The sequence below is a fragment of the Embleya sp. NBC_00888 genome (genome assembly GCF_045207655.1).
Taxonomy (GTDB): domain Bacteria; phylum Actinomycetota; class Actinomycetes; order Streptomycetales; family Streptomycetaceae; genus Embleya.
This window is the reverse complement of sequence record NZ_CP108784.1, coordinates 4113173-4128554: the sequence shown is the minus strand read 5'-3', so window position 1 is coordinate 4128554 and position 15382 is coordinate 4113173. Positions and strand designations below refer to the sequence as shown.

At 68.6% G+C, this 15382-nt stretch carries 12 protein-coding genes and 1 tRNA gene; 11 read left to right on the top strand and 2 right to left on the bottom strand.

The window, feature by feature from the left end:
* Nucleotides 1-19 precede the first annotated feature (19 nt).
* From OG948_RS17140 to OG948_RS17120, 5 genes are all read left to right on the top strand, one after another.
* On the top strand, nucleotides 20-1204 hold the full coding sequence (locus tag OG948_RS17140) for a DNA polymerase III subunit delta' (protein WP_406297398.1): 1185 nt from the start codon (nucleotides 20-22) through the stop codon (nucleotides 1202-1204).
* Between the two features lie 305 nt (nucleotides 1205-1509).
* The gene (locus tag OG948_RS17135; protein WP_406297397.1) at nucleotides 1510-3036 is read left to right on the top strand and encodes an alpha/beta hydrolase; all 1527 of its coding nucleotides are present in this window, start codon (nucleotides 1510-1512) and stop codon (nucleotides 3034-3036) included.
* 97 nt (nucleotides 3037-3133) lie between these two features.
* Entirely contained in the window at nucleotides 3134-4765 is a 1632-nt protein-coding gene (locus OG948_RS17130) for an alpha/beta hydrolase (protein ID WP_406297396.1), read from the top strand.
* Between the two features lie 169 nt (nucleotides 4766-4934).
* Nucleotides 4935-6485 carry an alpha/beta hydrolase gene (locus OG948_RS17125; protein WP_406297395.1) on the top strand — a complete coding sequence of 517 codons (1551 nt, stop codon included), beginning with the start codon at nucleotides 4935-4937 and terminating at the stop codon, nucleotides 6483-6485.
* An 81-nt stretch (nucleotides 6486-6566) separates the two neighbouring features.
* Nucleotides 6567-6640 (top strand) — tRNA-Thr (locus OG948_RS17120).
* A gap of 54 nt (nucleotides 6641-6694) precedes the next feature.
* Here OG948_RS17120 and xerC read toward each other — a convergent pair.
* Nucleotides 6695-8185, bottom strand: coding sequence for a tyrosine recombinase XerC (gene xerC / locus OG948_RS17115; RefSeq protein WP_406297394.1), 1491 nt, complete (start codon nucleotides 8183-8185; stop codon nucleotides 6695-6697).
* A gap of 101 nt (nucleotides 8186-8286) precedes the next feature.
* Nucleotides 8287-9036 (bottom strand): helix-turn-helix domain-containing protein, encoded by a 750-nt coding sequence (locus OG948_RS17110; protein WP_406297393.1) that lies wholly within the window; start codon nucleotides 9034-9036, stop codon nucleotides 8287-8289.
* Nucleotides 9037-9149: 113 nt separating this feature from the next.
* Here OG948_RS17110 and OG948_RS17105 point away from each other — a divergent pair, with 113 nt between their 5' ends.
* From OG948_RS17105 to OG948_RS17080, 6 genes are all read left to right on the top strand, one after another.
* Nucleotides 9150-9407, top strand: coding sequence for a hypothetical protein (locus OG948_RS17105; protein WP_406297392.1), 258 nt, complete (start codon nucleotides 9150-9152; stop codon nucleotides 9405-9407).
* Between the two features lie 221 nt (nucleotides 9408-9628).
* On the top strand, nucleotides 9629-10468 hold the full coding sequence (locus OG948_RS17100; protein ID WP_406297391.1) for a bifunctional DNA primase/polymerase: 840 nt from the start codon (nucleotides 9629-9631) through the stop codon (nucleotides 10466-10468).
* Nucleotides 10465-11967, top strand: a complete 1503-nt coding sequence (locus OG948_RS17095) for an ATP-binding protein (protein WP_406297390.1) — start codon at nucleotides 10465-10467, stop codon at nucleotides 11965-11967. Before OG948_RS17100 ends, OG948_RS17095 begins: the two co-directional genes overlap by 4 nt.
* 426 nt (nucleotides 11968-12393) lie before the next feature.
* Nucleotides 12394-13152, top strand: a complete 759-nt coding sequence (locus OG948_RS17090; RefSeq protein ID WP_406297389.1) for a DUF5131 family protein — start codon at nucleotides 12394-12396, stop codon at nucleotides 13150-13152.
* 111 nt (nucleotides 13153-13263) lie between these two features.
* Nucleotides 13264-14394, top strand: a complete 1131-nt coding sequence (locus OG948_RS17085; protein ID WP_406297388.1) for a three-Cys-motif partner protein TcmP — start codon at nucleotides 13264-13266, stop codon at nucleotides 14392-14394.
* A 371-nt stretch (nucleotides 14395-14765) separates the two neighbouring features.
* The gene (locus OG948_RS17080) at nucleotides 14766-15374 is read left to right on the top strand and encodes a hypothetical protein (RefSeq protein ID WP_406297387.1); all 609 of its coding nucleotides are present in this window, start codon (nucleotides 14766-14768) and stop codon (nucleotides 15372-15374) included.
* The last annotated feature ends 8 nt before the right edge of the window (nucleotides 15375-15382 follow it).

The window sequence follows — 15382 nt, the reverse complement described above, 5'->3', positions numbered from 1 at the left end:
AACGAGGAGACAAGAGCGCGTGACCGTCTGGGACGACCTCGTCGGGCAGGATCGCGTCGCCGAGCAGTTGCGCACCGCGGCCGGCGCCGCCCGCGCGGTCCTCGCGGGCGAGGGCGTCGGCGGGATGACCCACGCGTGGCTGTTCACCGGCCCGCCCGGCGTCGGCACCGCGACCGCCGCGCGGGCGTTCGCGGCGGCGCTGCAGTGCGTCAGCCCGGATCTGGCGCTGGGCGCCGAGCCCGGCTGCGGACACTGCGACGGTTGCCACACCGCGCTCACCGGGACGCACGCCGACGTCGACGTGGTCGCCACCGAGCTGCTCTCGATCGGCGTCAAGGAGACCCGCGACCTGGTCCGGCGCGCGGCCATGACGCCGGCGGGCGGGCGCTGGCAGGTGATCATCCTGGAGGACGCGGGCCGGCTCACCGAGGGCGCGGGCAACGTACTGCTCAAGGCGATCGAGGAGCCCGCGGACCGCACCGTGTGGCTGCTGTGCGCGCCGTCGCTGGAGGACGCGCTGCCCACGATCCGCTCGCGTTGTCGCAACGTGGCGCTGCGCACGCCGCCCGCCGGGGCGGTCGCCGATCTGTTGATGCGCCGGGACGGGATCGAACCGGCGATGGCCGCGTTCGCCGCGGCCGCCTCCGGCGGCGACATCAAGAGCGCGCGCCGGCTGGCCCTGGACGAGCAGGCGCGCGGGCGCCGCTCGGACGTGTTGCGGATCCCGATGGTGGTCGGTGACATCGGCCTGGCGATGGCCGCCGCACAGCGTCTGGTGGACGCGGCGGCCGAGGACGCGAAGCAGGTCGCGGCGGATCTGGACGGCCGCGAGACCGAGGATCTGCGGGCCGCGCTGGGCGCGGTCGGCGGCGGTCGCATGCCCAGCGGCACGGCCGGCGTGATGAAGGAACTGGAGAACAAGCAGAAGAAGCGGGCCACCCGCACCCAGCGGGACTGCCTGGACCGCGCGCTGGTGGATCTGACCGCGTTCTATCGGGACGTGCTGGCGCTGCAACTGCGCGCCGCCGTGCCGTTGGCCAACGACGTGTTGCGCGCGGACCTGGACACGGTGGCCCGTACCTCCACGCCGGAGGCGACGCTGCGCCGGATCGAGGCGATCCTGGCCTGTCGGCGGGCGATCGACACGAACGTCGCGCCGCTGCTCGCGGTCGAGGCGATGGTGCTGACGCTGCGGACCGGCTGAGCGTCGGGCTCGGCGGGGGCGCGGATCGCCGCCGGCGGGCCGGTTCGCGGGGCGGTTCCGCCGAGGTTCGCGCACGCGGGCGTGTGGTCGTCGCGGCGTTTGCGCGGGTGCCGGGGCGGGTCTTCGATCTCCCGTCGGAGCCCGACGGGGGATCGAAGACCCGCCCCGGGCCGACTCCTTCACTCCTTGGAGCGGAGGTGCCCGTCGAGCGGAACCCGGAGCCCCCACTCGGACGTCATCGTGGGAGAGTTCGCGGGAACATTGTGGCTGGTGAGGTTCGGAAGGACGGTGCGGGGTTGCGTTCCGTGACCAGGACGCTCAAAGGTCTGCTGATCGCGGTGACCCTCGGGGCGATTGTCGTTCTTGTGCTGAGGGCGCGCACGTCGCGCGCGGCCGATGCGGCCGAGGCCGGCTCGTCGGCCGACCCGGCGGCCGAATCCGAATCCGAGGCCGAATCGAAGGTCGAACCCGGGCCCCGTGCGGCCGAGTTGCCGGCGGCGGTGTCGGTGCCGGCCCGGGAGCAGGTGCGGACGCCGGCGCGGGCCGGTGGGCCGGGGCACACCGAGCCGGCCGAGCGGATCGGCGCGGCGGGTTCGAAGAGCGCGGCGCGGTCGGCGGGTTCGACGGGCGCCGCGGGTTCGACGGGCGGGTCGACGTCGACCGGGTCGGCGCGGTCGACCGGCACGTCGCGGTCGGCGCCCGCGCGAGCCGAGACGCCGATGCCGTTCGCGCCGGTCGAGGTCGCCTCCGCGGTGCCCGCCGGGCCGGAGCCGGTGCGCGTCGTCGAGCCCGTGGTGATCGGGGCCGATCCGGCGCCCGTTCGCCGCAGGCGCGGTGTGCGCTCGCCGCTGGGCGTCGGCCTGCTCGTGCTGGCCGTGGTCGCGGCCGGCGTCGGCGGCACCTTCGCCTACAAGGGGATGGCCGACGACGACAAGCAGAACGTCGCCTCCGCCACCAAGGTCGAACCGTCCGCCGAGCCGGTCGCGACGTCGGGCCAACCCAAGCCCGCGCCACAGAAGTTCACCAAGGTCGGCAGCAAGTCCGGTGGCACGCTGACCAAGACGACCGTCGCGGGCCGCCGCTCCGGGGTCACCGCCGACGTGTGGGTGTGGCTGCCGCCGGGCTACGACACCGCCGCCAACCAGGCCCGCAGCTACCCCGTACTGGTCGCCCAGTCGGCGCTGCCGGGCGTCGAGTCGAACAGCTTCGTGGACGATTCGGTGGCGTTCCTGCCCAAGCTCGCGGCGGCCATCGAGGCCGGCACCGTCCCGCCGTACATCGTGGTCGCGCCCGAACTGCTGCCGTACTCGAAACAGGAGGCGGACGCCGGTCAGACGGCGGCCAAGGACACCGAGTGCAGCGACGTCCCGAACCGGCCGAAGATGGCCACCTTCCACAACGACGATGTGCGCGAGGCGGTGCTGTCCACCTATCGCGCCACCCCCGACCGCGCCTCGTGGGCGCTGATCGGGGACGGCTCGGGTGGCCTGTGCGCGGTCAAGTACGCGTTGCAGTACCCGCAGTACTACGCCGCCGCGGTCAGCCTGTCCGGCCGCACCACGCTCAAGTCCCCGCTGTGGGACGCCGATTCGGCGACGAAGGCGGCGAGGACGGCGAACGACCCGGCCAAGCTGCTCGACGCGAAGCCCGACGTTCAGATCCTGCTGTCCGGCCACACCGGCGGCACGGGCAGCGAATTCGCCGCGAAGGCGAAGGCGCCGACCACGGTCAAGGCGATCGCGGGCGCGGGCGGGACCTCGGGTGACATAGCGCGTCAGGTGCCCGAGGCGCTGGTCTTCCTGGGCAAGAACACCAGGAACCCGGCGGCGTGACCCGGCGCGGCCCGGCGGTGCGCGGAGGGGGCGTATCGGTCCGACCGCACCGCGTACCGCCCGTGCGCCGGTATGCGTTCGATGGTAGGCAGTACGCGTGAAACGAATATCCAGGGTGGGACTCCTCGGCCGTGCGATCCCGGTCGTGCTCGCCGTCGCGGTAGTCGCGGGCTGTACGGTCGCGTCCGATCTCGGCGACGCCGCGGGCGGCGGGCGAACGGCGCCCGCCCCGCCCACGTCGGCGGGTGCCGGGGCGCCGGGCACGCCCGGGGACCCCAATCCCGCGCTGGCGCGCTTCTACACCCAGCGGCCGACCTGGAAGGACTGCGAGACCGAGGACGCCGACCAGCGCAGCCAGGCCAAGGCGTTCCGCTGCGCGAACTTCACCGTGCCGCTCGACTACTCCCAACCGACCGGGAAGACCATCGACATCGCGGTGACCCGCAAGAGCGCGGGCAAGCCCGGGCAGCGGCTCGGCTCGTTGCTGCTCAACCCCGGCGGCCCGGGCGGCTCCGGGGTCGAGGCGGCGTGGTGGATGGCCGAGGACAACATCGGCAAACCGCTCCAGGACGCCTACGACCTGGTCGGCTTCGACCCGCGTGGGGTCGATCGCAGCGCGCCGGTGCGCTGCATGACCGACGCCGAGCGGGACGAGTACGTGGCCGAGGACCTGCCCGACGACCCGGTACAGGCGGAGGCCCGGTCCAAGGAGCGGGACAGGTCGTACGCGGCGGAGTGCCAGAGCCGATCCGGCGAACTGCTGCCCTTCGTCGGCACCGACAACGCCGCGCGCGACATGGACATCCTGCGCGCGGCCCTGGGCGACGCGAAGCTCAACTACATCGGCTTCTCGTACGGCACCTACCTGGGCGCCACCTACGCGGAACGTTTCCCGGCCCGTACCGGTCGGCTCGTCCTGGACGGCGCGGTGGACCCGGCCGCGGACAACCTGAGCGCGTCGGTCGAGCAGCAGGTGGGCTTCGAGCGGTCGCTGCGCCGGTTCGCCGAGGACTGCGCGGGCCGCGTCGGTTGCCCGCTGGGCAACGACCCGAAGACCGCGGCGACCAGGGCCGCCGACTTCCTGGACGGGCTCCAGGACCAGCCGCTCGCCGGCCGGAGCGGGCGCAAGCTCACCTCCAGCCTGGGTTGGATCGGCGTGATCAGCCTGCTGTACGGCGACAAGGACACCGCCTGGAAGTACCTGCGCGACGCGCTCACCGACGCGATGGTGCGGCGGTCGCCGGAGGGGTTGCTGTTCTACGCCGACAACTACAACGGGCGGGACGAGCAGGGGCGGTACGACAACAGCTCGGACGCGTTCGTGGCGATCGGCTGCGCGGACGGGAGCGGGGACGCGCCGACGCCGCAGCAGGTGCAGACGGCACTGGCCCGGCTCAGGGCCGAGGCCCCGTTGTTGTCGCGCGACGTCACGGCCGAGGACCTGACCGGGCAGAGCTGTGAGGACTGGCCGTTCAAGTCGCCGACCAAGCCGCACGCGATCCGGGCGCCGGGGAGCGCGCCGATCCTGGTGGTCGGTACGACGGGCGACCCGGCGACGCCGTACGCCTCGGCCGAGAAGCTGGCGAGCCAGTTGGCCGACGCGACGTTGTTGACCTTCGAGGGTGAGGGGCACACCGCGTACGGCGGCAACAGCACGTGCGTGGACGGGGCGGTGGAGGGCTTCCTGCTGCGCGGGACGATGCCGGCGAAGGGGAAGCGGTGTAGTTGATCGGCGGCCGGTGATCGGCGGTCGGTGGTCCCCGGCCGGTGGTCGGGGGCCGCGTGGCCGCGTGGCCGCGTCGTTGGGGAGTATCGCTCGGCTGCGTGGTTACCCTCCCCAGGAGGCGCACGGTGTACCGGGCCGAAGGTCGTACCGGTCTAGCGGAGGAGCGGGTCGCATGCTGCGGGGTTCGTGCGCGAGGATCGCCGCGGCGGCGGTCGGCCTGTTGTTGCTGGCCGGGTGCGATTCGGGCTCGTCGTCGAAGTCGCCGGACCGGATCGCGGACACGGGCAAGGCGCCGGTGACCGGTGACCCGGACGGCAGGGTCGGCGAGAAGGCGCCGCCGACCGCGGCGGCCGAGCCGATCGGGTGGACGGCGTGTACCGGCGGCTTCCAGTGCGGCACGCTCCAGGTGCCGCTGGACCATGCCAAGCCCGACGGCCCGAAGATCAAGCTCGCGGTGATGCGGAAGCCCGCCACCGGCCCGAATCGGATCGGTTCGCTGGTCCTGAACCCGGGCGGCCCTGGCGGCTCGGGCCTGGACTTCGCGCAGTACGCGGCCACGCGGTATCCGGCCGACCTGCGCAAACGGTTCGACATCGTCGGCTTCGACCCGCGCGGGGTGGGCCGCAGCACCGCGATCGGCTGCCTGACCGACAACGCGATGGACGCGTTCACCCAGCTCGACGCGACACCGGACACTCCCGCCGAGGAACAGGCGTGGGTGGACGGCACCCGTTCCTACGCGCAGGCCTGCGCCGACAAGTCGACCGATCTGCTCGGCCACGTGAGCACCGTCGACGCGGCGCGCGACCTGGACCTGCTCCGCGCGTCGCTGGGCGACGCCAAGCTCAACTACCTGGGCGCGTCCTACGGGACGTTCCTCGGCGCGACCTACGCCGAGCTGTACCCGAACCGGGTCGGCCGGCTGGTCCTGGACGGCGCGATGGACCCCAGCCAGTCGGCGACGGCCGCCAACAAGGTGCAGGGCGGCGGCTTCGAGACCGCGCTGGCGGCGTTCCTGGACAACTGCGTCGACGGCGGCTCGTGCTCGCTGGGCGCGACCCGCGAGGCCGGGCTGGCCAAGATCCGGGGCCTGCTGCAACAGCTCGACGCACGCCCCTTGCCGGGCGACGCGACCCGCAAGGTCACCGAGTCGATCGCGACCACCGGCATCCTGTCGCCGCTGTACTCCAGGGAACAGTGGCCGGCCTTGCGCCAAGCGCTCGACGCGGCACAGCGCGGCGACGGGGAGCCGCTGCTCGAACTCAACGACCAGTACTACGAGCGCGGCCAGGACGGGAAGTACAGCAACCTGATGTCCGCCAACGCGGCGGTGAACTGCCTGGACGCCCCACCCGCGGCCACGTCCCGCGAGGACGTCGAACGCGACCTGCCCGGCTACCTCGCCGACTCCCCGACCTTCGGCCGCAATCTGGCCTGGGCGGGCCTGACCTGCGCCGCCTGGCCGGTCCCGCCGACCGGCAAGCCACACCCGATCAAGGCCGAGGGCGCCGCCCCGATCCTGGTGGTGGGCACCACCCGCGACCCGGCCACCCCGTACGTGTGGTCCCAATCCCTGGCCGCCCAACTGGCCTCCGGCAACCTGCTGACCTACGACGGCGACGGCCACACCGCCTTCGGCCGAGGCAGCGACTGCGTCGACCGCACGGTCGTCGACTACCTCACCCAGGGCACCGTCCCCACCAAGCCCAAGACCTGCCTCTGACCCCCGACAAACGCGCGTGTGGAGCACCCCGACGGGTGTGTACACTCATTCCCTGTCGCCACCTTCAAGGTGGGCGGACAAGCCGCCTTAGCTCAGTCGGCTAGAGCGACGCACTCGTAATGCGTAGGTCAAGGGTTCGACTCCCTTAGGCGGCTCCGTTTTTCTGCGGTCAGAACTTCGCTGACCTGGGGTTTTAGGCTCCGATTGGTTCACACCAATCGGAGCCTTCTGCTTTCCGGAACCTTGGATGTGTCCAGGGTGTGTCCGGCGGTTTTGATCCGCACCAGTTGCCGCTTTTTCGGCGCCTTGGCGTTGGCGGCTCGGGGGACGGTGAGCATGGTCGCTTCGGCCGCCGCGCGGGCCGCCTCGGACAGGACGCTCGTGTAGATGTCGCCCGTGATCTTGATCGACGAGTGCCGCAGCATCGCCGAGATCGTCTTGATGTCCGCGCCGGCGGCGTGCGCGAGGGTCGCGGCACAGTGCCGAAGGTCGTGCAGCCGGATGGGCGGCAGGTCGGCTTCCTCGACCAGGTACGTGAACCGAGCGGACACCCACCCCGGGTGCAGCCACTCGCCGTTCGCCTGCGTGAAGACCCGGCCGCTCTCGACCCAGGCTTCGCCCCACTTCTCGCGCTGTGCGTTGCGGCGCTTGAGGTGCGCTTCCAGGGCCTTGACGTTGCCCGTGTCCAACGCGACCTCGGCAGCGCTCTCGTCGGTCTTCGGGTCGTCCTCGACGACCGTCCAGCCGTCCTGGACGAGTTGCTTGAGGACCGAGATGGACTGGGATTCGAGGTGTAGGTCTTCGAGCCGGAGGCCGCACCCCTCACCGCGTCGCAGGCCCCGGAAGGTGAGCAGGTCCCAGAACGCGTAAAGCGCATCGTCGGCCACGTGGTCGAGGAACTTGCCGGTCTGCTCCGGGGTCCACACCATGACCGGGCTCGGCTTGATGCCGGTCTCGCGCCATTTGGCGACGCGCTCGGGCGTCCAGACCAGCGGCTTGGGCTTCTTGACCGGGTCGAGTTCGACGTGGGCCGCCGGGTTCAGGGTGATCAACTCACGCGGGATCGCGTCGTTGAGCGCCGCTCTGAGCGTTCCTCGGATGCGGGCTCGGGTCGCGGGCCCGGTGATCCGCCGGAAGGGCGGCATGGCGTCGATGGAGTCCTTGAGGGCCTTCCGTTTGGCGCGGTTCTCCAGGCCCTTCCAGGGGATCTCCTTCAGCTCGGTTATTCGCCGGCGCCGCTCCGCGTTGTTCTCTAGGACCTCTTCGTTGGCATCGGCGATGGCCGTGAACATCTCGGAGAGGTGGCGTATGCGGAGGCGGTCCAGGCGGATGTCGCCGATCCGTGGCTTGAGGTGCACGCGGATGTCGCACTCGTACCGGGTGACCGTGCCCTTGCGGACACGCTTCCCGGCGAGCCACTCGTCGAGGTAGTCCCCGACGAACACGTGCTTGGTCAGCGACACCCCGCTCCGCAGTCGCTTGGCCGTCTCCTCGTAGTCGGGGATCGGTGCGCGCTCCTTGGCGATCTTCAGGAGGAGTTCGACGACCTGTTCCATCAGCTCGGGGTCGTCCTTGCCCAGCAGGAGCAGCCCGGAGACCTTGTCGAGGTCGGTCTGTGCCTCCTCCTTCAGCCCGTAGCCCATCCGCCGGAACTTCCGCTGGTTGCCTTCGGCGTCGTCCGGTAGGGCCGTGGCGAGCATCCAGGAACCGTGCGACTTCTTGCGTCGGTCGGGGCACTTTGCGTTGTACTGCTTGCCGGTCTCAGGGTCCTTACAGCCACAGCGTCGGGTCAGAGAACCGCTCATTGGCCGTTATCACTCATCCTCTCCACGTCGTCGATGGTCTCGATGGCGTCGGGTGTGGTCAGCAACTCCAGCCCCCGCATCTCGGTCACGAGAGTGAGCGACTGCGCAGGCGGTCGAACTCCGGCTTCGGTCATCCGGTTGAGCACACCGGCCAGGGCATCCATCTGACCAAGCCGGTCCGACCGCAGGTCTCGGGTCTGCTCGGCGTCGGGTCCGAACCGGTTCAGGCTGAATACGTAACGGCCGTGGGCGCTGTTGAAGTAGTCGGTCGTCATCTGGAGTTCGCGATACAGCCGAGCGGCGTGTCCGGCTGCAAGGGTCGCTTGCACGCGGGACTTGCCGGTGTCGCCGAGCGAGCGCGTGTCCGCGTAGAGGCGTCCGTCCGGCCCGACCATGCACGGCTCGCCTTCGCCTGTCATCCACTTCCAGACTGCGTGCGGGTGCTGCTCGGGTTGGTCCGGAAGAACCGGGACCGTGTCGCGCTCGCCCAATGGCAGGAACAGGAGGAGCGGCGGTACACCGAGGGCGGTACCGAGAAGCAGGAGCTCCTCGACGGTGACCTCACGCCGACGCTTGCCGGTCTTGGGGTCGTTGCGGCCGGTCTCGATGTTCGTGATGGCGGCGTACGTCAGCTCGGGCGCACCGAGCTTGGCGCACTCCGCGGCGAGCTGCTCGCGGGTCATTCCGAGGCGGTTGCGGTGGTGCCGCACCTGGTCGGCGATGACGCTGCTCGGGCTGGAGTTCATTTCGACAAGATAGCGCGTTGTGTTGCACTGTGCCAGTGCATGTCGCTAGGTTCGTCGACGTACAGTCCTTCCTGCACTTCAGGAAGTTCATTTCGACATGCATGGAGGTTCTCATGAGCACGTCCGAACGCCGCGTCATGACTCACGCCGAGCTTCTGGCTCTTCCGGTGAGCTTCGACCTGGAGACCGCCAACCGGGCCCTCGGATATGGGCGGACGCACGGCTACGCGCTGGCCAAGTCGGGGCGATACCCGGTGCGGCTTCTGGAGAAGGGGAGCCGGTATCGGGTCACCCGGTACGACTTGTTCGCTCACCTCGGTCTCACCGCCGAGGGTGCGGTGGCGGTCCGGATCACCGCTTCGAGCCACTGATGGCCGGGCGCGAAAAGACCCCAGCCGGTGCGCTAACACCGGCCAGGGTCTGACGGCGCCCCCGAGGACTCATTCACGACGAGAACAGCGACTCCGGGGCGATCAGGTTTGCGGCCCTGCCCCGGGGTCGCCCCGAAGGGACACCTGAAATGGATAGTACGTCAGCCGAACAGGCTGAGAAACACCGCATTCCGGTTCATCTCGCACCTGGGGTCGACGGTGTGAAGCGTGTCGCATCCAGTCTGTTCGCCACCGCGGTGGCGTATGCCCATCACGGATGGAAGGTCTTCCCGCTCAAGGGGAAGATCCCGGCGATTCCGAGTGCCCACGGTGCTGGAAGCCCGTGCCGCGGAGAGTGTGGGCAGCACGGGCACGGCTACCACGACGCGACCACCGATCAGCAGACGATCGAGCAGTGGTGGCGCCGCTTCCCCAACGCCAACATCGGTCTTGCCTGCCGCCCGAACGGGCTCGCCGTGGTGGACGTCGACCCTCGCAACGGCGGACGGGTCACGCTGCGCGAGATCGAGCACAAGCACGGACCGCTGCCCCGCACGCTGACGTCGGTGACCGGCTCGTGCGGACTGCACATCGTCTATGCCGACCCCGGTTGCGCGCTCCCGGGCAAGCTGGGTGCGGGGCTCGACGTCAAGGCGAACGGCTACATCGTCGCCCCGCCGTCGTTGCACCCCGATACCGGTCAGCCCTACTGGTGGGCGGGGGATGGGCGGTTCGATCACGAACTCCAGCCGTGGCCGGACTTCCTGATGCCACCTCAGCCGGTGGTCCGCCCGTATCGACTGCGGGTCGGGGCGGATGCCTCCGGCTTCGCCAGCCTCACCGGTTTGGTGCGCGTGGTCCTCGAAGCCGTCGAAGGAGAGCGGAACTCTCGTCTCTATTGGGCAGCTCGCCGGGCGGCCGAACACGTCGGGGCAGGCAAGTTCTCCGAGAGAGAAGCTGAAGCAGCCCTGCTCGCAGCGGCGCGTGCCATCGGGTTGCCCGACGGTGAGGCCGCGAGGGCGATCACCGGCGCCCTCCGCAAGCCGGGGAGGGGGAGGTGAGCACCACCGCCGACCAGGCCGCCGAGATCGTGCGCGAGGCAGGCGTAGTCGAGCCCGAACGTGACTCGGAAGAGGAGAAGCGGCCTACGCAGGCTGCTCAACTGGTAGCCATCGCCCGCGAGCGGTACCACTTGGTGGCCTCGACGGATGGGCGTCTGTACGGAGTACCCGTCGACGGGCCGAACGTGGTTCAGTCCTTGCGTGGTGAAGGGGGTCTGCGAGCACGCCTGGCCAAGCTCTACAACGAGGAGACGAAAGGGTCCGTCCCGTCGCAGGGCGCGTTGGCCTCTGCGGTAACCGTCTTGATGGGCATCGCCCAGTCAGGCGATCCGGTCCCGGTGGGTCTTCGCGTGGCGCGGCACGGGGAGTCGATCGTCATCGACCTCGGCACGGCGGACGGCCGCTGTGTGGTGGTCAGGCCCCGCGAGTGGCGGATCGAGGCGAAGTCTCCGGTCCTCTTTCGCCGATCGGGCCTGACGTCCCCGATGGTCACCCCGGTCAAGTCGTCGGCCGGGCACGGCTTCGATCTGCTCCGGGGACTGCTCAACATCGATGAGGACGGCTTCCGGACGCTGGTCGCCTGGCTGGTGGCGGCGTGCTTCCCGGACATCCCGCATCCGGTGCTGGCCTTCAAGGGGGAACAGGGCACGGGGAAGTCCACCGCGGCTCGCATGGCGGTCAACCTGGTGGACCCGTCCCCGGCGCCGCTGCGCTCGGCTCCTCGGGACATCAAGCAGTGGGGTGTGACCGCATCCGCGTCATGGACGGTGTGCCTGGACAACATCAGCTCCATTCAGCCGTGGCTGTCCGACACCCTGTGCAAGGCGGTCACCGGGGACGGCGTGGTCGAACGGGCGTTGTTCACCGACGACGACGTGACGGTCATGTCGTTCCGCCGTGTGATCGCGATGACGAGCATCGACGCCGGAGCCTTGGCCGGCGACCTCGCCGAACGCCTGCTGCTGCTCGAACTCCAGCCGGTCCCACCGGAGCTTCGGAAGACGGATGCGGAGGTCAACGAGCGGTACGAGAAGGCCCAACCGGCTATCCTTGGCGCGCTCTTGGACCTCCTGGGCCATGTCCTGGCCGAGCTGCCCACAGTGCACGTCGAACGCTTGCCGCGGATGGCCGACTTCGCCCGGATCCTGGCAGCGATCGACCGGATCACCGAGTGGAACACGTTCGACGTGTATATGTCGGCCTCGGTGAACATCGCCGCCGACGCCCTCGACGGTGACCCGTTCGGCCAAGCGGTCAGGGACCTGGCGTACCGGTCCGGATCGTGGACTGGGACAGCCCTCGACATGCTGGCGTGCGTCCCCCCTCCTGACCCGCGCCCGCGCAATTGGCCGGTGGACGCCACTCGGGCCGGAGGCAGGATCAAGCGGCTTGCTCCGCTCTTGAGGTCAGTCGGCATCACGGTCGACGACACCAAGAAGCAGCCGTCCGGCAACCGGTCGCGTCTGTACACGCTCACGTGCGAGACCCCACGTAAGTGAGCACCCGCAGCGCCCGTAGCACCCGAAGAGGCTTTTGACCTGTACGAATGCCTGCTGCGGTAGCACCCGTGCAGCCTCGGAGCACCCTAGAGCAGCGCCCGCGAACGGCCAAGGCGGGCGCTGCTTCGGGTTCTGGACCCAGGGCTCTCTCTGACTCTGCGCAAGGCGCCGACCTGCGAAGAAGCGAGACACAGGGTGCTACGGGCGCTGCGGGTGCTGCACGGACGTCGCTCTCGCGATTGGACAGAAGATGATTCGCGGTTTGGAGTCGTTGCGGAAACCGGAATCTCCGATTCGATAGCCGGCGAAGGGGGCGGCTGATTGGATGAGCCGGTATCGAATCCGGGTTCTGCTCGTTGGACCTGAGTCATCCAAAACGGCACCCGTTGTGGACTGTCAGTCGAGTCAACGGCGGCAGGAGGATTCATGAGCGACCGATCACCAATCGAGTGGACAGAAGCCACCTGGAATCCAACAACCGGGTGTGATCGGATCTCTTCTGGGTGTGACCACTGCTATGCCTTGTCGATGGCGCGCCGGCTAAAGATCATGGGCGCTTCCAAGTACCAGACAGATGGTGATCCAAGGACAAGTGGACCGGGCTTCGGCCTGGCGATCCACCCAGCGTCCTTGGACGTCCCCCGAGGATGGAAGCGACCCCGCATGGTTTTCGTGAATAGCATGTCGGATCTGTTCCATGCGCGCGTTCCCTTGGGGTTCATTCGAGACGTTTTCGAAGTGATGACGCAAACTCCGCAGCACACGTACCAGATCTTGACCAAACGATCCCGACGCTTGCGGCAGATGGCTGAAGTGCTGAACTGGCCAAAGAACGTTTGGATCGGGGTGTCGGTCGAGAACGTGAAGGCCATGCATCGGATCGAAGATCTACGTCCCGTTCCCGCAGCGGTTCGCTTTCTTTCCTGTGAACCCCTGTTGGGGCCGCTCGGTGGCCTGAACCTGGAGCGCATCGATTGGGTCATCGCCGGAGGCGAGTCCGGACCCGGGTTCCGGCCAGTTGAGGAAGCTTGGGTTCAAGGCGTCCGTGATGCCTGCTCGGCAGCGCAAGTGCCGTTCTTCTTCAAGCAGTGGGGAGGCCGCAATCCGAAGACCGGCGGCCGGCAACTCGACGGCGCGGAGTGGAGTCAGATGCCTGAGAAGCATCCGGACCGTGTTGCTTGGTAGCGAGAACTCACCCATCCCCATGCCTGGTATGTCGCTGATCATGATTCTTATGTGACTATTTCCGGAGTCGCGTCCATTGGCCAGATGGGCGCTGGGCATGCGGGAGGTCGCATGGCTGTGCCGACGGATGTCACGTGGGATCTTGATCAACATACGGCCGCTAAGCACGACATCATCCGGCGCTACCTTCAAGCCTGGACGCCAATCCTGTTGTCCAGGTGGCCTCGTGTCACATACGTGGACGGCTTCGCCGGACCAGGCGTCTACAACGGCGGAGAGCCTGGGTCTCCGGTCGTGGCCTTCCAGGTGTTCTCAGCGGCGCTGTCCAGCCGACCCGGCAAGGCCGTGCAGATGATTCTCATGGACGAGGACTCTCGACGTGTGGATCGTTTGCGCGAAGAGATGGGGAAGGCTCTTGCTGTTTGGGCGCCAGCGCCAAGCGGTCAGGCGAGAGTGCCCCTGACCTCGTACTACCAAGGCGATTGCGGCGCTGCGCTCCTGCCAGCGTTGGCAAGGGACGTCATCTCACGCAATCCGATCTTCGCTCTACTGGATAGTTTTGGAGGGCCGAACATTCCCTTCAGCCTGGTCCAACGGGTTGCGAACATGCCGTGTGGTGAGGTTCTGGTGACCTTCGGAACGTTTCTCGCCAGGTTCGGCAAGCAGCCTGCGCATCGCGAAAGTGGCGACCGCATGTTCGGCAGCTCCGACTGGCAGGCCGTGAACGATCAACCCGCCAACAGGAAGGCCGGGTTCCTCGTCAACCAGTACCGAGAGGCCCTGAAGCGAGCCGGCTTCAAATTTACCCTGTCCTTCGAAATGGTTGATGAGGGTGGTCGCCCCCTGCATCTGATCTTCGGTACTGGGGACACCCGGGGCGTGGAAAAGATGAAGGAAGCCATGTGGGCGGTCGACCCGGTCTACGGACTTCGCTATCGCGACCAGCGTGACCCGTCGCAGTGCCTCTTGGATTTGCAGATGGAGCCGGACACGTGTGGGTTGCGAAGCCTTCTCCTGACTCGAATCTCCGCTTCTCCGCGGGGGATCACTATCAGTGAACTGAGGGACTACACATTGCTGGAGACGGTGTACAAGCCGACTCAGGTCATCAGGACGGTGCAAGCCATGCGCGACAACGGCCACGTGCTCACCGAACCCAGAAAGATCGCAGCAGCGTCGATCGTTCGCATCGCACCGGTTCACGCGAAGCCGGAACAGGGCCTGCTGTTCGACGTTGGGTGACCGGGCAAAGGCATGTCTTCTGCACATGCGTGTGACCAGTGGCTGCTTCGGGTTCTGGAGGTCCCTACAGCGCCCGCCTTCCTGAAGGCATGTCTGCACAGGCAAGGGATGCCGGGCGCTGTGGGTGCTGGATTCCGTTCCTCTCTACAACGCCTCTGCGCGTGGGCGCGGGAGGCACTGGCCGTGGTCCGGCGTCTCGACATCGAGGTAGGGGGCTCGCAGTTGCGGCCGGACAGAGTTGGGCGGCCGAGGGCCTTTGAGTGGTGTGCCCTTTCATGAGGGCCGTTGCCCTCACGCAGGCGCGCGTAGGACCCTCTCAAAATGTTCTGAAGGACGCGACGTTGACCTGCGGACTCTCTATGGTCCGCCACATGTCTCGTCGCAAGCCGCGTGTCGGCCGCCCCACGCTCCTGACCCCCGAGGTCGTTGCCCGCCTGGTTCCCGCGCTTCAGAACGGCGTGCCGTTGGAGATCGCGTCACGGTGGGCGGGCGCCGCGCCTTCGACCATGCGGAAGTGGCTCGCGCTCGGGCGGGCCGAAGCCGAGCGGGTCGAGGACGAGGGCGGCGAACCGGATCCGCGGTTGGTGCCGCACATGGAGCTGGTGACGTTGGTCGATCACGCCCGGAGCGTGGCCGTCGTACGGGCGGTGCGTCTCATCGGGCGGGCTGCCGAGGGGGAGATCGTCAGTGAGTGGACCCGCACCACCGTTGGCGAACACGGCAACCCCGTCACCGAGACGAAGCAGGTCAAGCGGCCCGCCGACTGGAAGGCCGCTGCGTGGTTGCTGGTGCGGATCTCTCCTGACGAGTTCGCGGTCAACCGTCTACGTGAGCGACAGGCGGAGCAGGCTGCTGTTGTGCAGCCGGGTTCTGGTGTGGACGTTACGGTCCTGGCCGAGCGGGTTACCCGGAACATGCAGAGAGCACACCAAGAGCAGCTTGCGTTGAAGCAGCGCGTTGAGGCGTCCACGGGTTCGTGACGCTGGCC